This is a genomic window from Flavobacterium sp. 9 (genome assembly GCF_002754195.1).
Taxonomy (GTDB): Bacteria; Bacteroidota; Bacteroidia; order Flavobacteriales; family Flavobacteriaceae; genus Flavobacterium.
In genome coordinates this window covers 5,077,921-5,099,813 of sequence record NZ_PEEU01000001.1, presented here as the reverse complement: position 1 = coordinate 5,099,813, position 21,893 = coordinate 5,077,921, and the positions used below count along the sequence as shown (strand labels likewise).

Sequence of the window (21,893 nt, the reverse complement as noted above, 5' to 3'; positions counted from 1 at the left end):
CTCATCCAATATTATGCCAAAATAATTCGTACAATTCTTACCTTTGCTAGTAAACCGCAATATATGCTTGATCGTATCTCGAAATTCACCAACAGTACTTCTTTCTTAAATGCCTCAAAAGTAACTATTGCTTCTGTTGTTCCTGTTTTGATTTTAAACTTTTTGGGACATTTTGAAATTGGCTTTACAATTGCCTTGGGTGCTTTTTATACTTATCCCAGTGATATTCCGAGTTCATTAAGTCATAAAATCAAAGGGCTTATTGTAGCTTCATTTATTGTATCTGGTGTCAATTTGTTAGTAAATCTTGCTTATCCATATCCATTTCTATTTTATCCGTTTCTGGGATTTCTACTTTTTTTATGTTCCATGATTTCAGTTTATGGGCAGCGTGCAACATTAGTTTCGTTTTCGGCTTTATTGTCTATTTCTCTATCATTTGGGCATTTACATGAAGGATGGGAAGCTTTTGAATATTCCGGTTTTATATTTATTGGTGGTATTTTATATTTAGTTGTATCTCTTATTTTTCATTTTGTGCAACCTTATAAATATGTCGAATTACAAATTGCCGAAGGAATAAAACTAACTGCAAAATATTTAAAATTAAGAGGTGATTTATGGAGTCCTGAAGCTAACAGACAAGCTATAATCGAAAAACAATTGGCTGTTCAGGTCGATTTGAATCTGATTCATGAAGATTTAAGAAAAATGCTTATTGGTAATCAAAATGCATCAGGAACTACAAGTCAAAATCGTAAAATGCTTCTTGTTTTTATTACGTTAGTCGAAATTCAGGAACTGGCACTTTATACTTCATTTGATCACAGCAAGCTTCACGAAAAATTTGCCAAACATCCTGACGTTTTAAGAACGTATCAAAATGTCGCTTACAAACTGGCTTCAACTTTAAAGAAGTTATCTAAAAACGTACATCATATTGCCGTTTATGTTGACAAAAATGATTTAAAAAATGAACTAGATGCTCTTGAATTTGCCATTTTCGATTACGAAAAAACATTAGGTAAAGAAGAAGCTGCCGAAGGTGTTTTGATGTTAACCAATATGCTGAAATATGCTAAAAACCAAGTTGGAAAAATCAAAATTATTCAGCGCGCTTTTTCACTTGCAATGCAATCTTTCAAACTCAAAGACAAAGACAAAGAACTTGAAAAATTCCTAACGCCACAATATTACCCATTACGTACATTAACTGAAAATCTAAGTCTTTCCTCTTCTATTTTCAGACATTCTTTACGTCTTACGATTACTATATTGATTGGTTTTCTCATTGGACAGCTTTTACCCTTTCAAAACGTATATTGGATTTTATTGACGATCGTCGTAATTATGCGACCTGGTTATGGATTAACCAAAGAGCGTTCTTACAATAGAATTTTTGGAACTATTCTGGGAGGATTATTGGCTTTTGGAATCGTTTCTTTTATTCAAAACCACGTTGCACTAAGTATATTATCTATTATTTGTATGCTTCTGGGAATTTCGTTTACACAAATCAACTATAAAATAAGTGCCACTTTTGTAACGATGTACGTTGTTTTTATATACGGAATCCTAACACCTAATGTCGTTGAAGTTATTCAGTTTAGAGTTTTAGATACACTCGCCGGAGCAGTTTTAGCCTTTATCGCAAATCAGTTTTTATGGCCAGCCTGGGAATTTATAAATACTCCTATTCATATCGAAAATACGATTCGTGCAAATAGAAATTATCTCAAAGAAATTGCTGATTTCTATAATAAAAAAGGAGAAATCCCAACCTCTTACCGATTGGCCCGAAAAAATGCTTTTGTTGAAATTGGTAATTTAATGACTTCTTTTCAACGAATGATGCAGGAACCAAAATCTAAGCAAAAAACTTTGCCTCTGGTTAATAAATTGGTTGTTTTAAATCATTCGATATTATCAGCTTTGGCTTCATTATCGACTTACATTCAGTCACACCAAACAACATCAGCCTCAGAATCATTTAATTATATTATAAAAACAATATTATCTAATTTAGATCATTCTATTTCTATTCTAAGAAATGAAGCAGTTATAACAGATACTTTTTTTGACAAGGAAGATGTCACGCTACAATTTGAAGAACTAAAACGTGTTAATTTTAAACGTTTGGCTGCAGATGACGAACTCGACAAAGAAACACGTCAGGCTAAAATGCAGGAAGCTCAAATGGTTATTGAGCAATTGATTTGGATGAGTAATCTTGCCGAAAAAATTCTGAAAATTACAAAAGAGATAAAAGCAACAAATCCAGATTAATTCATCTGGATTTGTTATTTATTATAGAACCTGAGTTTAGTAATTTCTTAATTTCAAAACTTCAGAAGTATGTTTTCTAAGTTCTGCTAAGAGCTCTGGTTTATCATTTAAAGTTTGTCCGTAAGAAGGAATCATATTTTTCATTTTTGCTTCCCATTCCGGTGTTTTAATTTGGTCTGTAAAACATCTGCTTACCAAATCAATCATAATTGCAACTGCAGTTGATGCTCCAGGAGAAGCTCCTAATAATACTGCCAAAGTTCCATCATGCGTATTGATAACTTCTGTACCAAATTCTAAAACTCCACCTTCTTTTTCATCTTTCTTGATTACCTGAACACGTTGTCCTGCTTTTTCTAATTTCCAGTCTTTAGAACGTGCCGATGGTAAATATTCGCGTAAAGCTTTCATTCTGTCTTTTGGAGATTGACGTACTTGCTCAATTAAATATTTAGTCAATGGAATATTATGGAATCCCGCTGATAACATCGGAATTAAATTGTTTGCTTTTATAGATAATGGTAAATCTAAATAAGAACCATTTTTTAAGAAACGAGTCGAAAATCCTGCAAAAGGTCCAAAAAGCAACGCTTTTTCTCCATCAATTACACGAGTATCAATATGAGGAACAGACATTGGAGGAGCTCCAACACTTGCTTTTCCGTAAACTTTTGCCTGATGTTTAGCAATAACTTCCGGATTTGTGCATTTCAACCATTGTCCGCTTACTGGGAAACCTCCGTAACCATTTCCTTCTGGAACGTTAGCTTTTTCTAATAAAGGCAATGAACCTCCACCAGCACCAATGAAAACAAATTTAGTGTAAGCTTTTCTTTTTTCGCCTGTAGAAAGATCTACTATTTTAATTCTCCACCTTTTATCCTCGCGTTGTTTTAACTTTTCAACTTCATGATTGTAATATATAGAAACACCATCTAGTTTTTCTAAATAACCAAACATGCTTCTGGTCAAGGCTCCAAAATTAACATCGGTACCAATTTCCATGTGTGTCGCTGCAAGTTTTTCAGTAGTTTCTCTACCTTCCATTACAAGCGGCATCCACTCTTTCAGTTTTTCGAAATCAGAACTAAATTCCATTTGAGAAAAAATAGGATTGCTTTGCAACGCTTCGAATCTCTTTTTAAGATACTCAACATTTTTTTCTCCCCAAACGAAACTCATATGAGGAACACTTTTAATAAAATTATCTGGAGATGGTACTTTATTTTCCTGAACTAGATAAGACCAGAATTGACGAGAAATCTCAAAAGATTCTGCTATACTTATTGCTTTTTTTGGATCAATACTTCCATCAGCCTTCTCTGGGGTGTAATTTAATTCACAAAAAGCTGAATGTCCTGTTCCTGCATTATTCCAAGCATCAGAACTTTCTGCGGCAGCGACATCTAAACGTTCATAAATTTCAATTTTAATATCCGGTTGCAACTCTTTCAAAATTAATCCAAGGGTTGCGCTCATAATTCCAGCTCCAATAAGCACTACTTCACTATTGGAACGTATTGTATTGTCAGGCATAACAGTAATTTGTTTTTAAAGTGCAAAGGTACTTTTTATAATTGCAAAAAAAAACTAAAATTACATGATAAAAGTTATGTTTTTCTAAAAATTAAAAGACTACTATTTTGAAAGTTAAAAAAATTAAAAACGCTTGGAAGAAAGATAATCCTGAAGCATTATTGTAGCCGAAATTTCGTCAATTAATCCTTTATTTTGACGTTGCTTTTTACTCAGTCCGCTATCGATCATAGTCTGAAAAGCCATCTTTGAAGTAAAGCGTTCATCTACACGAACAACTTTCATATCTGGAAAAATATTAGAAAAATGAGTCACAAAGCCTTTAATGATTGAAGCACTTTGTGAAGGTTCGCCATTCATTTGTTTAGGTTCACCAATTAAAACTGTCTCGACTTTTTCTTTAGCAAAATAATCTTTCAGAAAATCGATTACAGTTGCTGTAGGAATCGTTGTCAAACCCGAAGCTATAATTTGCATTTCATCTGTAACGGCAATTCCGGTACGTTTTTGTCCGTAGTCTATAGAGAGAATTCTTGGCATTTTATAGTTCTTTAAATATAATAATAGTCAAACATAATTTAAACATATGCAAAGCTGAATAAAAAAAATAATAAATTTTATTAATCAAAGTTACATTTTTTTCATCTACTACTTTATCATACCAAAATCCTTCTAAGAATCCTCTTCCTTTAGCATAAATGAAAGGTTCGCCAAAAAATCTATTATTTATCCAAAATAGAATCCGGTTTATTAATAAAAAAAGTATTGGAAGAGAATAAAGATATATAGTCTTATTAACGGACAAATAACTTAAATTGAATGTAATAAATAGCAATCCCAAAATTAATATCAAAAAACAAACAATTAATGCTTTTTTAAAAAATGACACCAACTTTATATCTTCAACAGACATACCAATAAAAAAGCTAAAAAAGCATATTAAGCCTGTTAAAACGTAAAAATAAATCTCGCCTAAACTCATTACAAAGGAAATTCTTGATCTAAAATTTTATCATCAGAAGCCTGAAGTCTTTTTTTGTCTTTTTCAAAAAGAGAATCTTCAAAAGTTATTTTCAATTCATCAGGAGAAAAAGAACCTAAAATTTTTAATAATTCTTCTTTAATCTCAGGAACAAATTCCAATCTCATCACTTCCATAATACAACATTTAACATACAAATATAGACTTTATAGTTGTTGTTTTTAGATTTAACTTTCGAATAAAAAAATCCGTTTTGAAAACTCAAAACGGACTTCACCCAAATATCTGAAACTAAAAAAAAATACAATTAAAAATTACCTATTGAATAACCTTCTGAAAAAACCTCTTTCCTCTTCTTCCTCCTCTTCTTCTGCTACATATTGAGAAAATTTTGCCTGACCTTTTTCGTGTTCATAAATCAACTCCTTAATATATTCGACATAACTTCTCTTTTTTTCTTCCAGAAAGCCAATCAAATATTTTTCGCTAAACTCAACTCCGCTTGCAGCTTCAATTTGCAAAAGTTTCTTATATAAAGGAATAATATGTTGCGTGATTACTTCTTGCGGAACTGATTGTCTTCGTCCAAAATAATTGACAATCACACCGTTTTCATCTTGGGCGATTTCAAAATCAGTGATAACCCAATAATACCGGCCTGATTTAGCCAGATTTTTTACAATTGCATGGAAATTTTTTCCCGCTTTAAGATTCTCCCAAAGCACTTTAAAAATAACTTTTGGCATATCAGGATGGCGAATAATATTGTGCGGCTGTCCCATCAATTCGTAATCTTCATAACCCGAAACATCAACAAATGTCTCATTTGCATATTCAATTATGCCAAAAGCATTTGTTTTACTCATAATTACCTGAGTTTTGTCCCACGAGACTTCTTTATCGATAACTGTAACTTGGTTTCGCAACTGATTTTCTTGATTCATTTTATACTGATTAAGTGATTTGTTTTGGAATGGTATTTTGAAATTCCAGTTTTAAGTTGTTCCGGAATTATGCCGCGAAATTAAAGAGAAGAAAAAATTCAAAATCTGATTTTTGTCATATTTTGATATTAAAAAAACTTTTTGGGGAACTTTTTTCAGCACTTTATGATTATGCGCAACGATTTTTATTTATCAAATTAAAAACAAAAAGTTATATCTGTAACATTTTACAAAGGTTTTACTTTTTTGCTTTTGCTCAAATACGTTATCTTTGCCAAAAATTAAAACTTATGAATTCTTTACAAACTATAATTGAACAAGCTTGGGAAAACAGAGCTTTATTACAAGAAACTACTACAACTGATGCTATTAGAGAAGTTATCGAATTGGTTGATGCTGGAAAATTACGTTGTGCTGAACCAGTTGGAGACAAATGGCAAGTAAACGAATGGGTTAAGAAAGCAGTTGTAATGTATTTCCCAATTCAAAAAATGGAAACATGGGAATCTGGTATTTTCGAATATCACGACAAAATGTTGCTAAAAAGAGGTTATGCTGAAAAAGGAATTCGTGTAGTACCAAATGCTGTTGCACGTTACGGAGCTTATATTTCAAGTGGTGTTATTTTGATGCCAAGTTATGTAAATATTGGTGCTTATGTAGACGAAGGAACAATGGTTGATACTTGGGCTACTGTTGGTAGTTGTGCTCAAATTGGTAAAAATGTTCACTTAAGCGGTGGTGTTGGTATTGGTGGAGTTTTAGAACCATTGCAAGCTGCTCCGGTAATTATTGAAGACGGTGCTTTTATTGGTTCTCGTTGTATTGTTGTCGAAGGAGTTCATGTTGGTAAAGAAGCTGTTCTTGGTGCTAACGTTTGTTTGACTGCTTCAACAAAAATCATCGATGTAACTGGTGATGAGCCTGTTGAAATGAAAGGTTTTGTTCCTGCTCGTTCAGTTGTAATTCCTGGAAGTTATACTAAAAAATTCGCTGCTGGTGAATTTCAGGTTCCATGTGCTTTAATTATTGGTACACGTAAACCATCTACAGATTTAAAAACATCATTAAATAATGCGCTTCGTGAATATGACGTTGCGGTTTAAATTTTAAATTCCAATATTTTAAATTCCAAATTCCAATCTTATCAATTGGAATTTGGTTTTTTTTTGCTTCAATTTGTACACTCTTAATATCCTTTAATTTTCTATATGAAGATACTTGTAATTCAGCAAAAAATGATTGGCGACGTTTTGATCAGCAGCATAATTTGTAACAATTTGCGCACTGCTTATCCTGATGCTCAAATAGATTATTTGGTGTATGCCTCGACAACTCCAGTTTTGGAAGGCAATACGAGTATCGACAATATTATATTATTTGAAGAAAAACATAGAAAAAGCAAAAAGGAACTATTAAATCTTGGATTACAGATTCGAAAAGAAAAGTACGATTTATTAATTGATGCCTATTCTAAACTCGAAAGCTGGATTCTGGTTTTATTAAGTAATGCTAAACAAAAAATCTCGTATAAAAAACCAGGAAGAAGCTTTTTATATACAGATAATGTTCCGTTTGAACCTTTCCCTAAAACTAATTTAGGTTTGGCGATCGAAAGACGTCTTTCATTATTAGAGCCTTTAGATTTAAAGATAAAAACAGATCCAATTCCTAAATTATTTGTTTCTGAGAAAGAAAATCAGGAAGCTATTGCACTTTTTGAAAAACACAATGTTCGAAAAGACCGAAAAACGGTTATGATTAGTCTTTTAGGAAGTGAAAAGCTAAAAACATATCCGTTAGAATTCATGGCTAAAGTAGTTGATTATGTTGCTGACAATGCTAATGTAAATATTCTTTTCAATTATTTTCCAAAACAAATCCAAGAAGCAAAAGCTGTATTTGATGCATGTAAACCTTCGACTCAGGAAAAAATCTATTTTGATTTATTAGGAGGAGATTTGCGTTCGTTTATTGGTTTGGTAAATCAATGTGATATTATTATTGGTAATGATGGCGGTGCAATAAATATGGCAAAAGCGCTTGAGAAACCATCTTTTATTATTTTTTCGCCTTGGATCGAAAAGAAAATCTGGGCTACTTTTGAGGATGGAATTCATCATCTTTCGGTACATTTAAAAGATTATCGTCCGGATTTATTCGAACAAAAAACAGAAAAGATCCTCAAGAAAGAATCGTTGTCTTTGTACGAGGAATTTAAACCTGATTTTTTTAAGGATAAAATCGAATTGTTTTTGAAACAAAATCTTAGCTCTTCTGCAGAATGATTTTACAGGAAAAACAACTTTTAACGGCATTGGTAATTACCTATAATGAAGAACAAAATATAAAAACCGTTCTGGATCATTTGGCTTTCGCCGATGAAATTATTGTTGTAGATTCTTTCAGCACAGATAAAACTTTTGAAATAGCAACTTCCTTCAAGAACGTAAAAACCGTACAGCGTTCTTTTGATAATTTTGCTTCCCAACGCAATTATGCCCTAAGTCTGGCCTCAAATTCATGGATTCTTTTTATGGATGCAGATGAAAGACTTACACCTGAGCTTCAGCAGGAAATTACTATTGTAATCAATAAAAAAAATAGTGATTCTGCTTATTTCATGCGTAGAAATTTTATGTTTGAAAACAAAAAATTACGCTTTAGCGGATGGCAAACAGATAAAATAATTCGTCTTTTTAAACGAGAAGATGCCAGTTATAACATCAAAAAAATCGTTCACGAAAAATTAATCGTAAACGGAAGAATCGGTAAACTAAAAAATAGGCTTATCCATCATTCCTATTCGAATTATGATGATTACAAACAAAAAATGGTTTTCTACGGACAATTAAAAGCTCAGGAAGAGGTCTTAAAAAAAACATCTCCTAATTTTTTCCATTTTTATATTCGTCCCATATATCAATTTCTAAATCAATATTTGGTTCGCTTTGGTTTTCTGGATGGTAAAAAAGGAGTTATAATTTGCTATTTAAATGCATTGAGTGTTGCTGTACGTTTTCAGGAACTTAAAAAAATTAAGACCAAAAACTAAGATTTTTTCCAGAATTTCAGTTTCTTTTTAAGCCTTTTCTTTTTTGCAAATCCTTCTTGGAAATCAGCGGTTGCCTGCCACATTTTTTCAAAAATTTCAGCTTCGGTTTTGGCTGTATAAAACTTCGAATATTCGTTGCTCATTATTGCAATCATACCTTTTTGAGGCGTTAAACGACTGAAGTTATTCATACGTTGCTCGAAACTCATTAAATCGTGAAAATTCATTCGGTTTAAATCAACTAAGAAAAATTCATATTGATTTTCAGCTACTTTTTTGATTAACGTATTTCCTGGAGAGTGATCCAGAAACTCCACTCCTTTTTCATGCAAATCAAAAGTAAACTTCGTAAACTGTCTTAAAATATTGTCATGATCCGGATAATCGGGAATTTCAACCAATTCTCTATATGTTAAATCAGTTATCAAATGCTCGCTGGCATAATAACTATCTTTTAAACCAAGAGTATTAAAATTTTCGAGAAATGCGATCGGTTGTGGAGTTCCAATTCCTTTTTCCAATAAAATTGTAGCGTATTCAAACGATCGTCTGGCTTTTGATTTTCTAAAATATTTGTAAGCTATTTTGTTAATGACGTTCGGAATTTTAAACGACTTAATATTCATTGTTTTTCCGCCGAATTCAAACAATTTAATTTTATTTCGATCACCATTTCCAAAAAGAGTTCCTGAATTATTAAACGTTTTAATACTATCAAGTATTGATACAGTGCTATTTTCAAAAATTGGATTTACCTTAAAATTCATCAGTTTATTTTTATAATCAACAAAAATACATATACAATTTAAGACTTCAAATTAATATTGTATTTTCGTCAAAAATTAAAAAATGTCGCATCAAAAGAGAGTTTTCTTAGAAACTCATAATATTAATAATAGAGCAAGTGGTTTAGGAACTTTTAATTATGAATTAATTAAAGGACTAGATCAACTCTCTTTTGATGATTTAGAATTACATCTTAATTCCGGGCAGCCTGAATTTCTCAAAAGTGAATTTGGGAATAAATTTCAATATCATAAATATAGACCATTTCACAGATACAAAGCTTTTAGGTCTTTTGAAAAATTTGATTTATGGCATTCTGTAAACCAAAATTCTAAATTAGAACCAAGAATAAACACAAAGTACTTATTAACTGTTCATGATGTAAATTTTGTCGAGGAAATATCTTCAGACATGAATCACAGAAGAAATTGCTTATTTAAGGAAAAACTGGAAAGAGCTACTGCAATCACTTATATTTCTGAATTTGCAAAGAAACAGACACATGACTACTTTAAAGTTCCTAATGTTCCTGAGCATATAATTTACAATGGAAACCCGATATCTACTTTGTTAGACACGTCAAACTTTATTGGTAATGTACCTTTAGATAAACCATTTTTTTATACAATTGGAGATTTTATTGAAAGAAAAAATTATACTTCAATCATTAATATGATGAAGTTAATAAAAGATTATAATTTAATAATTTCCGGAAATGACACCAAAGAATATGGTGGTGTAATAAAAAAATTAATTGAGAAAAATAAATTAACCAATCAAGTTTTTTTAACGGGTAGAATTAGCGATGAAGGCAAACAATTTTACATGAAAAATTGTTCTGCTTTCCTGTTCCCTTCGATAAGAGAAGGTTTTGGATTACCTCCAATTGAAGCAATGAGTTTTGGCAGACCTGTATTTTTATCTGATAAAACTTCGTTACCAGAAATTGGTGGAGACGAAGCAAACTATTGGACTAATTTTGATCCTGAATATATGAAGACTATACTTTTTGAGGGATTGGATCATCATGAAAAAAATAAACTCAAGAACGAAATGCTTCTCAAAAAGAGAGCGGCATCTTTTGATTGGAAAAGTGCTGCTGCTGACTATTTAAAAATTTATAAAGGTATTTTATCATAATATTAATCCTGCAAAATGTTTATATTTTTCTAAAAAAAGAAATATTTTAATACTAATAAACAATTACCAGGGTTATTAAATAATAAAAGTAAATATTTTTTTTAATAAGGCTAAAGCTAATTTTAACCTGATTGTAATAAAAAACACATTCTGTGTATTAAAATTTAAAAAGACATGAAAAAAAACTTAAAAAAATCACGCAACCTTTAACCGTTTTTGCCATCTTAATAAAAAACTTGTGCATATAAAAAATGGAACACATTTTTCTTTAATTTTTTAAAGATTTTTTTGAAAAAAAAGCACAATAAATTCTTTTTAATATCTTCGCCAACTTAAGAAACACCTTATATTATAAATAACATTCATAACCAACCTAATAGACAATCTTAATTTTAATATTAAATATTACATTTCAACAACAAAACAATTTATGCGAATCACCTTAGTAAGCTACGATAATTGGGGATTTAACAATCACATTGCGATCTCTTTAAGACATAAGGGGCATAATGTGCATCATATTAATTTTAATAAATATGAGTATAAGTATCCTAATTTTCTTTGCCGAATACATAATTTTATTCTAAAAACATTTTTTAAGAAAAACTTAAAAACGGTATATTTTGGAAAAAAAATACTTGAAAACCTAAAAGAAATTAATGAGACACAAGATATAATATTAGTCATCAAAGGCGACTTTATTGATCCAAAAAGTGTGTTAGAATTAAAGAAATATGGAAAAAAAACAATCGCATATTTTAATGATAATACCTCTCGTTGTCCAAAAATAATTAGAGTTATTCCTCATTTTGATGAAGTTTTTTCATTTGAAAAAGAAGACTGCAAAAAATACAACTTAAAATCTGCCACAAATTGGATCTATAATTCTGGCTGCAACGTACCTCAAAAACCATTTGAATATAAAGTTTTTAATATTATATCAAAAGACAGAAGGTTGCCAATTCTTTCCAGAATTGCAAGTGATTTGAAATCAAAAAACATCAGTCATAAGTTTTTTGTATTTGATAAAAAATACAGACAAAAAACTTCGACAATTGAATTTATAACAAACCATATTCCGTTATCGGAAATAAATGAATATATAAATCGTTCTCAGGTTTTACTTGATGTAAATCGAAAAGGTCAAATTGGACTAACATTCAGGGTCTTTGAAAGCATAGGATTGCAGAAAAAACTGATTACCACAAATCCGGATATTGTAAATTATGATTTTTACAATCCTAAGAATATTTTGGTAATCGATGAGGAAAATCCTGATATTCCATTATCATTTTTTGAATCAGAATATGAAAAATTACCTGATAATATTTTTTATAAATATACATTAGAAGGCTGGATTGATAATGTTGTTTATAATACTCCTACAATTTAATAAAAAAATAATGGCTCAAAATATATACATCGTTTGTCCACCTAAGAAAGCGACTGGAGGTCCGGAAGCACTACATCAACTAGGTTACATCTTAAATTCACTTGGATATAATGCTAAAATGCTATATTCTAAGTATAAAAAAGATCCTGTACATCCTTTTTACAAAAATTATAATGTTCCTTACGTTATGAAAATAAAGGATAGTGCCGAAGATATAATAATTATACCTGAATCAATGACAAACCTTATTGCTAAATATCCTTTGGCACAGAAAAAAGTTTGGTGGTTAAGTCTTGATTTTTACGAGGTTTTAATGAACAGCCGTGAAAAGAAAAAAAATTGGATTCGACAAATATTTGTCCCTTATAAACATACAGAATATCGATTTGAACCCAACAAAACTGTTACACATTGGTATCAATCTCAAAGAACAAAAGAGTTTTTACAGACCAAAAAACTAGACAATGATATTGCTTATTTGTGTGATTATGTAACGGAACTTTTCTTTGAAAATTTACCGGAACAAAACAATTTCCCAAAAGAAAATATTATCACTTATAATCCTAAAAAAGGATTGGATAAGATAGAAAAATACATGGATCTTCTTCCTCAATACAATTGGATACCGTTAAGCGGAATGACAAGAGAAGAAATGAGAGATACTTTACGAAAAACTAAATTGCATTTAGATTTTGGTTACTTCCCAGGGAGAGATAAAATCCCGAGAGAAGCATTAATCTCAGGTGTTTGCTTATTAACCGGTCGTGACGGAACATCTGCATTTAAAGAAGATCTGGGAATCCCTGAAAGATATAAATTACATGCTGATGAGATACAAACCGAAAAAGTAACTGAGCTTATTAATCATGTAATGAATAATTATGAAGAAGTTTTTGAAGAATTATCCTCTTTCAGAACATTTGTCATGAATGAGAAAAGCAGAATGATTGAAGATGTAAAACAACTTTTTAATAAAAATTAATTTAAGCACTATGTTTGTAAGCGTTGTAATGATTACTTATAATCACTCTTTATATATAAAACAAGCGATTGAGAGCATTTTATCGCAGGTTACTGATTTTGAATTTGAACTTATTATTTCAAATGATAAATCTACAGATGATACAGATCTGGTTATAAGAGAAACTCTTGCGCAAAACCCAAATGCACATAAAGCAAAATATATCAACCATGAAACTAATCTTGGTATGATGCCTAATTTTGTTTCTGCACTTAGTAATGCTACCGGAAAATATATTGCTTTATGCGAAGGTGATGATTATTGGTGCGATGACAATAAACTACAAATTCAGGCTGATTTCTTAGAAAACAATCCTGATTTTAGTATTTGCTTTAGCAATGTAGGTTTATTGACAAGTAGCGGAATGAAGGAAGATAATCGAAAAAAGAAGATTCCAGAAGTTTCCACTATTAAAGAACTTGCCCAAAATAATTTTATACACACGCCGAGCGTTTTATATAGAAATCATCTTATTAAGGAATTTCCAAAATATTTTACAGAAGCTCCAATTGGAGATTATTTCCTGCACATGTTAAATGCGCAACACGGAAAAATTAAATATATCGACAAGGTATTGGCAGTTTATAGAATACATGATGCTTCGTATTGGTCTTCGAAAAAAGATAAAGAACAACGAGCTATTATCATTAATTTTCTAAATACTTTAAAAACTTTTTTTGATGATGATATTCAAAAAATAATTAATCGTCAGATCCAAAAGATTCAATCAAAAGACATGTCCTTTTTCGAGAAAAAACTATTCAAGCTAAAAAGTTTCTTTTACCGATAAAATTATTCCACAAAAAAAGAAGCCTATTATTTTAATGATAATAGGCTTCTTTTTTTTATTATATCTAAGTTTTAGAAATTTAATACTTTAGCAGGAACTCCAAAAACAGTAGTATTTTCTTTTACATTTTTTATTACTAAACTTGCAGCTCCAACAGTCGCCCCTTTTCTAACAATTATATTAGGCAAAACGGTTGATCTGGTATTAAGGCACACTTCATCCTCTAATATTGCATATCCGCCCGTAAAACTATATGCATTTATATGACACCACTTGCCTATTTTAGAGTCGTGTCCAATAGCTACAAACCCCTGAATGGTTACAAAATCACCTAACGTACAATCATTACTAATATTAGAATACATAAAAGCAATTAGACCAATACCTAATTTTACATTTGAATGAATAATTACGGTTGGATGTACTAAATTAATAAACTTCCCTTCTTTGCTCTCAATTAATTCAACGTAATGTTTTTTCCATTTTACACTTCCAAGTGCGCAACAAAAGATATCATTTTCCTGAATTTCATAGTCTTCAACGTTACCAATAATTTCCGGATAATTCTCAAAACCCTCTAACGCATCTTTTTTGTCATCTAAAAAACCTTTTACAATATAGTCTTTTTGATAACCTTCACACTGCAACGCTAAATTATAAACCTCACGTCCATAACCTCTTGCTCCTATTATTATTAAGTTTTTCATTAGTCGATATTTAAATTACAAGCTCCCCATGAATATCCAACTCCAAATCCAGCCAATATTATATTTTTGCAATTTTCTAATTTTCCTTCTTTCAAAGCATCATACAAAGCAATTGGTATTGTAGACGAAACAGTATTCCCACAGTGAGCCATACTGATATAAAACTTATCTTCCGGGATTTTTATTTTTTTTCTAAGATGATTCAGCATGTATTTATTGGCTTGATGAAAAACAAATAAATCGATATTATCCTGGCTCAGATTTGCCTTTTCTAACATTCCCTGAACAAGTTTTGGAACAAATTCTCCTGTAAAATTAAAAATTTCAGTTCCGTTCATAAACAAATTTTTATCGTTTCGAACATTTCCAAACTCATCACTTATATCTTCATTATCGTTTAAAACCGGAAAACGCATTCCGCCTTGTTTTACGATTAAGTTTTCGGCACCTTTTCCATCCGTTCCAAAAACAAAATTACCAATAGAACAAAAACCTTTCTCGCTGGATATTAAAGTTGCAGCGGCTGCATCTCCAAAAATGGTTTTATTACTTTTATCTTTTGGATGTATAAATTTTGAATACGTTTCAGATGTAATCAGTAAAATGTTTTTCGCCATTTCACCAGCAATTAAACCTTTTGCCAAGCTTAATCCGTAAACAAAACCAGAACATCCTAAATTATAATCTAAAGCTCCAATTGTTGTATTTAAACCCAATTTTTCCTGAATAATACAAGCCGTTGTTGGCAAAAAATAATCGGGACTTTGGGTACAAAACAATAGAAAATCAATTTCTGATCTGTCAATATTATGTTCCTTGAATAATTTTTCGGCTGCTTTTACCGCCATATCAGATGAAAACTCATCTTTGGCACTTATATGTCTTGAATTAATTCCCGTTTTAGAACTAATTTTTTCAATGTCCCATTCTGGAAATTCCTGATTTATCAAATCATTAGATAAAATTTCTTCAGGCAAATAATACGAAATAGCTTTAATATTAGCTTTCATGCTGTAAAAATTTTAAATACGTTTTTTGAAAATGATGTACACGCTCTTCTTCGTCAGAAAGTTTCCCGGACAAATTAGTATGTCTTACACCTTGCTGAACCAACTGACAAACTGCTTTGTCTTCATCAAATACTTGTCGGTTAAAATTAATCAATGATTCCTCAAAAGCTTTAATTACAATTGATTTTTCATTAGGGTTCTCTGTTTTTGTGGTAAAAACATGACTTGTAAATCTTGAAACATCTGAGGTAATTGGTTCGATTACAGAATAATTAAACGATATACCGTGCGTGCTTGATATCAATAAATTAGGAAAAATCAAAATGTGTTTATATCCTTCAATATCATATTCTCTAGGCGAAAAATAATTATTAATTTTTTTATATCCTCCTTTATCTTTTACAATATTTAAATCACTAGTCCAGCTTGAATTATTCTCATCAAATTCAAAATCTAATCCTGAAGGTTCTAACTTAGCTAGTGTTTCTGCGTGAATCAAACCAACGTGATAACTTTCTAAAGTATTTTCGACAATTACCTTCCAGTTTGCTGTAATTTCCATCGAATTAACATCAATTCTATCTCCTAAAGCCAAAGACATTTCTTTTAATTCATTATAAAAAATGCCTATAAAATCCTCCAGAGGTTCAATGTTTTTGTTTAAAGTCACAAAACATAAATTACCACAAAATGAAACTTGAAATTCTTTCAGTTTCATTTCGCAAAGCTCTTCTTTTGTAAACTTCTTGAATAATGGTTTTTTAGGAATACCACTCGGAATTCCTTCTTTATCGTACGCCCAGCCATGATAAGGACACATTAAAGGTCTGTTACCTGATTTTTCTTGTTGAATTATAGAAAATCTATGTGAGCAAACATTCAAAAAAGCTTTAATGGTTCCTCTTACATTTTGAATAACAATTGGTGTATCCGCAATTTTTGCAGTAACAAAATCGTTGTCATTTTCAAAATCAGATCTAAATCCCACAAAATGCCAAACCTTACTAAACAACATATCATTTTCCTGAGTAAAAATGTCGTTGTCATGATAATGAATAGCTGGTATATTTGAATTCATATTTTTTTATTTCAATGTAAATCCTCCGTCAATAATTAAATCCGAACCCGTCATCCATTTACTAATATCACTTAATAAATACATGATTAATCCCGCAACATCTGATGGTTCACCGTATCCTAACGGATATTCTGATTCTGCTTTTTTTAATTCTTCATCAGAAACCACATCACTGGCCTTATCTGTCATTGCCGTTTTTATAATTCCCGGACTTACACTATTAGAGCGTATTCCCTGAGAAGCTAATTCAGAAGCCAAAACTTTTGAAAAAGCACTTAAAGCCGCTTTTGATGCAGTGTACATTGCAGTTCCCGGAACACCTAATTTTGAAGAAATTGAGGAAACAAAAACAAGAGATCCTCCCTTTTTTAGTAATTTACTTTTTATCAATTTCTGACTTAAGACCACATTACTGTCAAAATTTGTAGCAAAAACCGAATTTATTTTACTTTCGTTCAAGAATTTAACCGGTAAATATTCGACCACACCAGCATTAAAAACAACACCGTCATAAGGCAAACTTTCACTAATTAATGTTGTAAGATTAGCCGAATCAGAAAGATCTACAACTTGTATTTTATGACCATCACCATTTAGTAAGGTCAATGTTTCTTCTAGTTTCTCGACATTTCTTCCGATAATTGTAAGTTTTGCTCCCAATTCAGAAGCTGTTATAGCAATTTGCCTTCCTATTCCTGATGAGGCACCGGTAACTAAAATATTTTTATCCTTTAATGTAATCATATTTACAATTCAATTAATTCTAATGATTCAATCTTGCAATCTTTTGCTAACATTGTTCCCCATGATAATCCAACACCAAAACCGCACATAACTATATTTGATGTTTTGTTTAAAATGGCTTCTTTTAACTCCGAAACAATTGTTAGCGGAATTGTAGCTGAAGAAGTATTTCCGAAATTTTTCAGAGAATAAGGTACTTTCTCTGCAGGAAGTTTCAGTTTTTTCGCAATCATTTTATTCATCATCATATTTGCCTGATGAAAAACAAAATAATCAATTTGATCTTTATCAATTTCAAATTCAGTAATTAACTTATTGACTGTTTTAGGTCCTTGTGTTATTCCAAAACTAAAAACATCCATCCCATCTAAAACCAGATCGCATGAAGTTCTCTCAATTCCTTTTTCTATTGTTTGAATTTGTAAAGAGTCATTATTGATTCTATTTCTTGAACCTCCGTCAGGAACAATAATCGTTTTATATCCCGATCCATCTGAACCTAAATCAAATGAAAATTCTGCACCCTCAGAAAATTCCAATGCTGTTGCAGATCCCGCATCTCCAAAAAGAGGTAAAGTACTTTTATCTGTTTTCGAAATAATTTTACTGATTGTATCTCCGGCAAGTAATAATCCTTTTTTAATTCCGGTTGTTTTCATCATGCTTGTCAAAATCGACAAGCCATAAACATAACCGGAACAGCCCAAAGGCACATCAAAAGCAATACAGCTTGTTGCCAAACCTAATCTCTCCTGAAGTATCGCTGCCGAAACAGGTAAAATATAATCACCTGTTTGTGACACAAAAACTAAAATTTCGATTTCTTCTTTTTGCCAGTTTAAATCTTTGATTAATTTTTCAGCAGCTTCACAGCATAAATCAGAAGTACAAATCTCTTTTGTTGCAATGCGTCGTTCTTCAACTCCGGTTACTTCAATAAATTTTTGAATTTCTTCCTGCGTCAGTATATCTAAATCAATGTTGCGCTCCACATCTTTTGGAACACAACACGAAATACCTTTTATTGCAATATCCTTTACTGAAAAAGTAGCCATTTAATTATCCTTTATTTTTAATTATTTCGAAGATATCATTTATTGAAGTAGAAGATTTAATATCATCTCCCGTTAATTTTACCGAGTATTCTTCATCAGCCATAGCAATTAATGATAATGCTGTTAATGAATCCCATTCTTCCAAATCTCTAAAAACAGTTTCTTGTTTAATTAATGCGGCATCTGTATCATCTAAAATATCTGCAAAATTTCGCAAAAAAGTGTTGATTTCCATAGTATTCTTAATTTTATTTTGAGTTTATTATTTTATTAATTTTTACAAAAGGTCAAATAGAAAATATTCATTAGACAGATAAGAAAACAAAACTTAAAATGTTGTCATTCAAACATCTCAGATATTAATCTTATTGCATATACTGTTATAATGCCGTCTTATGGCAAAAATTCAGGTTTCTTTTCCTATTTTTACCCCACAAATATAACAATAGTTTACCCTTAAAGGAAATTAAACTCACTAATCAATAATTAAATGATTCCCGTTACCAAAACTTTTTTACCTCCACAAGAAGAATACAATTCTTTTCTAAAACGTGCTTGGGACAAAGCTTGGCTCACAAATCGTGGCGAACTTACAATAGAATTAGAAGATAAGCTAAAAAAACATCTTGATGTTTCTCACCTTATAATTACTAATAACGGTACAATTCCTATTCAAATTGCCTTAAAGCTATTTGGTAAAGGCGGAGAAATTATCACAACTCCTTTTTCTTATGTGGCTACTTCGGCTGCAATTGTGTGGGAAAATTGCACACCTGTTTTTGTCGATATTAATTCAGAATATCTAACTATTGATGAAACCAAAATTGAAAGTGCAATAACGCCAAAAACAACGGCAATATTAGCAACTCACGTTTTTGGAAATCCATGTCACATTGAAGCTATTGAAAGTATTGCTAAAAAATACAATCTAAAAGTGATTTATGATGCCGCACATTCTTTTGGCGTTAAATACAACAACAAGTCTGTATTTAATTTTGGAGATGTCAGCACCTGTAGTTTTCACGCAACAAAATTATTTCACACCGGAGAAGGTGGTGCAATGTTTTGCAACAATGACGATATTTATCATCAATTGTTTTACAGTCATAATTTTGGACATAACGGACCTTTGGAATTTCATGGATTAGGAATTAACGCTAAAATTTCTGAGCTTCAATCAGCAATGGGTCTTGCAGTTTTTCCTTATATGAATCATATTATTACAGAAAGAAAAAAAGTAGTTGATTTTTATAGTGAAAATTTAAACTTTAAAACGGTAAGCACTATAAAAATAAGAGAAAATACGGAGTGGAATTACAGCTATTATCCTTTAATTTTTAACTCAGAAGCTACTTTATTAAAAGTTCAGGAGGCTTTATTAAAAGAAAACATTCTGCCAAGACGTTACTTTTATCCTTCCTTAAATACGATCGACTATGTAAAAGGAGCTGAAATGCCAATATCAGAATCTATTGCATCACGAATAGTCTGTTTACCTCTTTATGTAGGTCTTTCAAAAGAAACACTGGAAAAAATAACTCAAATTATAAATACGCTAACAGCATAATATCAAACTCATTCTGTTATTAATCAAATATTTCTAAACATATGAATCAAGATATAAATACTGAAATCCATAACGCTTACGAAGTCATTAAAGAAGGCGGAATCATTCTGTATCCTACTGATACCGTTTGGGGAATTGGCTGTGACGCTACAAATCCAGAAGCTGTTGCCAAAATATACAAATTGAAACAACGTGCCGAAACTCAAAGCATGATTGTATTAATGAACGGGGAAAAAATGATGTATAATGTTTTCAAAAACATTCCTGAAGTTGCATGGCAAATTTTAGATTTATCTGAAAAACCAACGACTTTAATTTTAGACGAACCAAGAAATGTAGCCAAAAACATTATCGCTGCAGATAATTCTCTTGCTGTTCGTATTGTAAAAGAACCATTTTGCTTTAAATTATTAGAGCGAATGAAAAAACCTTTAGTTTCAACTTCGGCTAATATTTCAGGACAACCTACACCAATTGCTTTCAAAGATATTAATCCCGAAATCATAAAAGGTGTTGATTACGTAGTAAAACTAAATCAGGATAGAATTGGAGGAAAACCATCGACAATTATCAAATTAACAAACGATTCACAGGTTAAAGTTATTAGAAAGTAATTTTTGTTTCAGGTTTCACGTTTCACGTTCTCCTTGAAACCTGAAACCTGAAACTTTAAACACTTTTAAGACTCTCAATCAACCAATCGATATCCTCTTTTGTGTTATAATGACTAAATGAAATTCGGAGATTTGGTAATTTTAAATCAGTCTCCGATAACATTTCTTTCAATACATGCGATGGTTTTATACTTCCGGATTGACAGGCGCTTCCTCTTGAAACTGCAATTCCTTTCATATCCAGACTAAACAAAAGCATAGAAGTTTTATCGGAAGAAAACGGAAGAATTATATTGATGATATTATAGAAATCGTCTTTTTTTCCGTTGATTCTAAAACCAGGAAAATGAATTTCTAATTGCTCAATCAGATACATTTTTAAGTCTGTAATGTATTTTCTCTCGCTATCTAAATTTTCATACGATAGCGACAATGCTTTTGCCATTCCGGCAATTTGATGCACAGCTTCGGTTCCTGCGCGAAGTCCTTTTTCCTGCTCTCCTCCAAAAATTAAAGGCTGCAAACCAGAATTTTTTCGAACAAAAGCAAAACCAACTCCTTTTGGACCGTGAAATTTATGCGCACTTGCCACAATAAAGTCTACAGAAGTCTTTTGCAAATCGATTTCTGTTTTCCCTACAGATTGCACCGTATCAGAGTGAAACAAAGCATTATATTGCTTGCAAATAACAGCAACTCTATCTAAATCTAAAATAGTTCCGGTTTCGTTATTTACATGCATTAAACTAACAATCGTCTTTTTTTCATCTGACAATAAATTAGACAAATGAGTCAAATCGATACTTCCGTCAGGGTTAATTTTGACATAATCAACCTGAATATTGTAATCAGATTGTAATGCCAAAGTTGCATACAATACCGCGTGATGTTCAATTTTTGTAGTAATGATTCTCTCTACCTTAAGATCTTCAACCGCAGAGCGAAGTATCCAGTTATCCGCTTCGGTTCCTCCCGAAGTAAAAATAATTTCCTGTGCAGAACAATTTAAATGCTTGGCAATACTTTTTCTTGAAAGTTCTAAAACAGTTTTTCCATTGCGTCCAAAGCTATGTGTAGAAGACGGATTTCCAAAATCTTCTGTCATAACTTTAGTCATTTCCTGAATAACTTCAGGGCGCATAGCGGTCGTAGAGGCGTTGTCGAGATATACTTTTTTCATTACTG

22 protein-coding genes are annotated in these 21,893 nt (G+C 31.3%); 10 read left to right on the top strand and 12 right to left on the bottom strand.

What is annotated here, in order from left to right; all coding sequences use genetic code 11:
• The first annotated feature begins 63 nt into the window (after positions 1–63).
• Entirely contained in the window at positions 64–2,286 is a 2,223-nt protein-coding gene (locus CLU81_RS21270) for an FUSC family membrane protein (RefSeq protein ID WP_099711642.1), read from the top strand.
• Positions 2,287–2,322: 36 nt separating this feature from the next.
• Here CLU81_RS21270 and CLU81_RS21265 read toward each other — a convergent pair whose 3' ends face one another.
• From CLU81_RS21265 to CLU81_RS21250, 4 genes are all read right to left on the bottom strand, one after another.
• A complete protein-coding gene (locus CLU81_RS21265; RefSeq protein WP_099711641.1) occupies positions 2,323–3,822 on the bottom strand; it encodes a malate:quinone oxidoreductase in 1,500 nt (499 codons plus the stop codon).
• A 123-nt stretch (positions 3,823–3,945) separates the two neighbouring features.
• Positions 3,946–4,362, bottom strand: a complete 417-nt coding sequence (gene ruvX, locus CLU81_RS21260) for a Holliday junction resolvase RuvX (RefSeq protein WP_099711640.1) — start codon at positions 4,360–4,362, stop codon at positions 3,946–3,948.
• A 441-nt stretch (positions 4,363–4,803) separates the two neighbouring features.
• Positions 4,804–4,980, bottom strand: a complete 177-nt coding sequence (locus tag CLU81_RS26875) for a hypothetical protein (protein WP_158235355.1) — start codon at positions 4,978–4,980, stop codon at positions 4,804–4,806.
• A 138-nt stretch (positions 4,981–5,118) separates the two neighbouring features.
• On the bottom strand, positions 5,119–5,748 hold the full coding sequence (locus CLU81_RS21250; protein ID WP_099711638.1) for a PAS domain-containing protein: 630 nt from the start codon (positions 5,746–5,748) through the stop codon (positions 5,119–5,121).
• A 290-nt stretch (positions 5,749–6,038) separates the two neighbouring features.
• On the opposite strand from CLU81_RS21250, the gene CLU81_RS21245 reads away from it, so the two are divergent.
• The 3 genes from CLU81_RS21245 to CLU81_RS21235 all read left to right on the top strand — a co-directional run bounded on the left by CLU81_RS21245 (position 6,039) and on the right by CLU81_RS21235 (position 8,803).
• Positions 6,039–6,854, top strand: coding sequence for a 2,3,4,5-tetrahydropyridine-2,6-dicarboxylate N-succinyltransferase (locus CLU81_RS21245; protein ID WP_026982140.1), 816 nt, complete (start codon positions 6,039–6,041; stop codon positions 6,852–6,854).
• Between the two features lie 105 nt (positions 6,855–6,959).
• Positions 6,960–8,036, top strand: coding sequence for a glycosyltransferase family 9 protein (locus tag CLU81_RS21240; protein ID WP_099711637.1), 1,077 nt, complete (start codon positions 6,960–6,962; stop codon positions 8,034–8,036).
• Positions 8,033–8,803: a glycosyltransferase family 2 protein gene (locus CLU81_RS21235; protein ID WP_099711636.1), complete on the top strand. Its 771-nt coding sequence runs from the start codon at positions 8,033–8,035 to the stop codon at positions 8,801–8,803. The genes CLU81_RS21240 and CLU81_RS21235 overlap by 4 nt, the downstream gene beginning before the upstream one ends.
• On the opposite strand, the gene CLU81_RS21230 is transcribed toward CLU81_RS21235, so the two are convergent.
• Positions 8,800–9,570 (bottom strand): Kdo domain containing protein, encoded by a 771-nt coding sequence (locus CLU81_RS21230; protein ID WP_099711635.1) that lies wholly within the window; start codon positions 9,568–9,570, stop codon positions 8,800–8,802. The two genes, CLU81_RS21235 and CLU81_RS21230, sit on opposite strands and share 4 nt — an antisense overlap.
• Before the next feature lie 82 nt (positions 9,571–9,652).
• Here CLU81_RS21230 and CLU81_RS21225 point away from each other — a divergent pair, with 82 nt between their 5' ends.
• The 4 genes from CLU81_RS21225 to CLU81_RS21210 all read left to right on the top strand — a co-directional run bounded on the left by CLU81_RS21225 (position 9,653) and on the right by CLU81_RS21210 (position 13,933).
• Entirely contained in the window at positions 9,653–10,729 is a 1,077-nt protein-coding gene (locus CLU81_RS21225; RefSeq protein WP_099711634.1) for a glycosyltransferase family 1 protein, read from the top strand.
• A 430-nt stretch (positions 10,730–11,159) separates the two neighbouring features.
• Positions 11,160–12,122 (top strand): hypothetical protein, encoded by a 963-nt coding sequence (locus CLU81_RS21220; protein WP_099711633.1) that lies wholly within the window; start codon positions 11,160–11,162, stop codon positions 12,120–12,122.
• 10 nt (positions 12,123–12,132) lie between these two features.
• On the top strand, positions 12,133–13,104 hold the full coding sequence (locus CLU81_RS21215) for a hypothetical protein (RefSeq protein WP_144444535.1): 972 nt from the start codon (positions 12,133–12,135) through the stop codon (positions 13,102–13,104).
• 10 nt (positions 13,105–13,114) lie between these two features.
• Positions 13,115–13,933, top strand: a complete 819-nt coding sequence (locus CLU81_RS21210) for a glycosyltransferase (protein WP_099711631.1) — start codon at positions 13,115–13,117, stop codon at positions 13,931–13,933.
• Positions 13,934–14,004: 71 nt separating this feature from the next.
• On the opposite strand, the gene CLU81_RS21205 is transcribed toward CLU81_RS21210, so the two are convergent.
• Genes CLU81_RS21205 through CLU81_RS21180 form a run of 6 tightly spaced genes read right to left on the bottom strand, consistent with a single transcriptional unit; the run spans position 14,005 to position 18,762 of the window.
• Positions 14,005–14,640 carry a sialic acid O-acetyltransferase gene (locus CLU81_RS21205; RefSeq protein ID WP_099711630.1) on the bottom strand — a complete coding sequence of 212 codons (636 nt, stop codon included), beginning with the start codon at positions 14,638–14,640 and terminating at the stop codon, positions 14,005–14,007.
• Entirely contained in the window at positions 14,640–15,650 is a 1,011-nt protein-coding gene (locus CLU81_RS21200; protein WP_099711629.1) for a 3-oxoacyl-ACP synthase III family protein, read from the bottom strand. The genes CLU81_RS21205 and CLU81_RS21200 overlap by 1 nt, the downstream gene beginning before the upstream one ends.
• The gene (locus CLU81_RS21195; protein ID WP_099711628.1) at positions 15,640–16,728 is read right to left on the bottom strand and encodes an aromatic ring-hydroxylating dioxygenase subunit alpha; all 1,089 of its coding nucleotides are present in this window, start codon (positions 16,726–16,728) and stop codon (positions 15,640–15,642) included. The genes CLU81_RS21200 and CLU81_RS21195 overlap by 11 nt, the downstream gene beginning before the upstream one ends.
• 6 nt (positions 16,729–16,734) lie before the next feature.
• The gene (locus CLU81_RS21190) at positions 16,735–17,472 is read right to left on the bottom strand and encodes an SDR family NAD(P)-dependent oxidoreductase (protein WP_099711627.1); all 738 of its coding nucleotides are present in this window, start codon (positions 17,470–17,472) and stop codon (positions 16,735–16,737) included.
• Between the two features lie 2 nt (positions 17,473–17,474).
• Positions 17,475–18,527: a 3-oxoacyl-ACP synthase III family protein gene (locus CLU81_RS21185; RefSeq protein WP_099711626.1), complete on the bottom strand. Its 1,053-nt coding sequence runs from the start codon at positions 18,525–18,527 to the stop codon at positions 17,475–17,477.
• Positions 18,528–18,531: 4 nt separating this feature from the next.
• Positions 18,532–18,762 (bottom strand): phosphopantetheine-binding protein, encoded by a 231-nt coding sequence (locus CLU81_RS21180; RefSeq protein WP_099711625.1) that lies wholly within the window; start codon positions 18,760–18,762, stop codon positions 18,532–18,534.
• 255 nt (positions 18,763–19,017) lie between these two features.
• On the opposite strand from CLU81_RS21180, the gene CLU81_RS21175 reads away from it, so the two are divergent.
• Positions 19,018–20,094 (top strand): DegT/DnrJ/EryC1/StrS aminotransferase family protein, encoded by a 1,077-nt coding sequence (locus CLU81_RS21175; protein WP_099711624.1) that lies wholly within the window; start codon positions 19,018–19,020, stop codon positions 20,092–20,094.
• A 41-nt stretch (positions 20,095–20,135) separates the two neighbouring features.
• On the top strand, positions 20,136–20,708 hold the full coding sequence (locus CLU81_RS21170) for an L-threonylcarbamoyladenylate synthase (protein ID WP_099711623.1): 573 nt from the start codon (positions 20,136–20,138) through the stop codon (positions 20,706–20,708).
• Between the two features lie 55 nt (positions 20,709–20,763).
• Here CLU81_RS21170 and CLU81_RS21165 read toward each other — a convergent pair whose 3' ends face one another.
• Positions 20,764–21,888, bottom strand: a complete 1,125-nt coding sequence (locus CLU81_RS21165) for a cysteine desulfurase family protein (RefSeq protein ID WP_099711622.1) — start codon at positions 21,886–21,888, stop codon at positions 20,764–20,766.
• Between the last annotated feature and the right edge of the window lie 5 nt (positions 21,889–21,893).

Excerpts from the sequence above, each read along its gene's own strand:
- CLU81_RS21265 (WP_099711641.1), bottom strand. The coding sequence starts at position 3,822 with ATGCCTGACAATACAATACGTTCCAATAGTGAAGTAGTGCTTATTGGA.
- CLU81_RS21190 (WP_099711627.1), bottom strand. The coding sequence starts at position 17,472 with ATGATTACATTAAAGGATAAAAATATTTTAGTTACCGGTGCCTCATCA.
- CLU81_RS21215 (WP_144444535.1), top strand. The coding sequence starts at position 12,133 with ATGGCTCAAAATATATACATCGTTTGTCCACCTAAGAAAGCGACTGGA.
- CLU81_RS21180 (WP_099711625.1), bottom strand. The coding sequence starts at position 18,762 with ATGGAAATCAACACTTTTTTGCGAAATTTTGCAGATATTTTAGATGAT.
- CLU81_RS21205 (WP_099711630.1), bottom strand. The coding sequence starts at position 14,640 with ATGAAAAACTTAATAATAATAGGAGCAAGAGGTTATGGACGTGAGGTT.
- CLU81_RS21235 (WP_099711636.1), top strand. The coding sequence starts at position 8,033 with ATGATTTTACAGGAAAAACAACTTTTAACGGCATTGGTAATTACCTAT.
- CLU81_RS21175 (WP_099711624.1), top strand. The coding sequence starts at position 19,018 with ATGATTCCCGTTACCAAAACTTTTTTACCTCCACAAGAAGAATACAAT.
- CLU81_RS21195 (WP_099711628.1), bottom strand. The coding sequence starts at position 16,728 with ATGAATTCAAATATACCAGCTATTCATTATCATGACAACGACATTTTT.
- CLU81_RS21170 (WP_099711623.1), top strand. The coding sequence starts at position 20,136 with ATGAATCAAGATATAAATACTGAAATCCATAACGCTTACGAAGTCATT.
- CLU81_RS21230 (WP_099711635.1), bottom strand. The coding sequence starts at position 9,570 with ATGAATTTTAAGGTAAATCCAATTTTTGAAAATAGCACTGTATCAATA.
- ruvX (WP_099711640.1), bottom strand. The coding sequence starts at position 4,362 with ATGCCAAGAATTCTCTCTATAGACTACGGACAAAAACGTACCGGAATT.
- CLU81_RS21185 (WP_099711626.1), bottom strand. The coding sequence starts at position 18,527 with ATGGCTACTTTTTCAGTAAAGGATATTGCAATAAAAGGTATTTCGTGT.
- CLU81_RS21220 (WP_099711633.1), top strand. The coding sequence starts at position 11,160 with ATGCGAATCACCTTAGTAAGCTACGATAATTGGGGATTTAACAATCAC.
- CLU81_RS26875 (WP_158235355.1), bottom strand. The coding sequence starts at position 4,980 with ATGGAAGTGATGAGATTGGAATTTGTTCCTGAGATTAAAGAAGAATTA.
- CLU81_RS21250 (WP_099711638.1), bottom strand. The coding sequence starts at position 5,748 with ATGAATCAAGAAAATCAGTTGCGAAACCAAGTTACAGTTATCGATAAA.
- CLU81_RS21200 (WP_099711629.1), bottom strand. The coding sequence starts at position 15,650 with ATGAAAGCTAATATTAAAGCTATTTCGTATTATTTGCCTGAAGAAATT.
- CLU81_RS21270 (WP_099711642.1), top strand. The coding sequence starts at position 64 with ATGCTTGATCGTATCTCGAAATTCACCAACAGTACTTCTTTCTTAAAT.
- CLU81_RS21245 (WP_026982140.1), top strand. The coding sequence starts at position 6,039 with ATGAATTCTTTACAAACTATAATTGAACAAGCTTGGGAAAACAGAGCT.
- CLU81_RS21240 (WP_099711637.1), top strand. The coding sequence starts at position 6,960 with ATGAAGATACTTGTAATTCAGCAAAAAATGATTGGCGACGTTTTGATC.
- CLU81_RS21165 (WP_099711622.1), bottom strand. The coding sequence starts at position 21,888 with ATGAAAAAAGTATATCTCGACAACGCCTCTACGACCGCTATGCGCCCT.
- CLU81_RS21210 (WP_099711631.1), top strand. The coding sequence starts at position 13,115 with ATGTTTGTAAGCGTTGTAATGATTACTTATAATCACTCTTTATATATA.
- CLU81_RS21225 (WP_099711634.1), top strand. The coding sequence starts at position 9,653 with ATGTCGCATCAAAAGAGAGTTTTCTTAGAAACTCATAATATTAATAAT.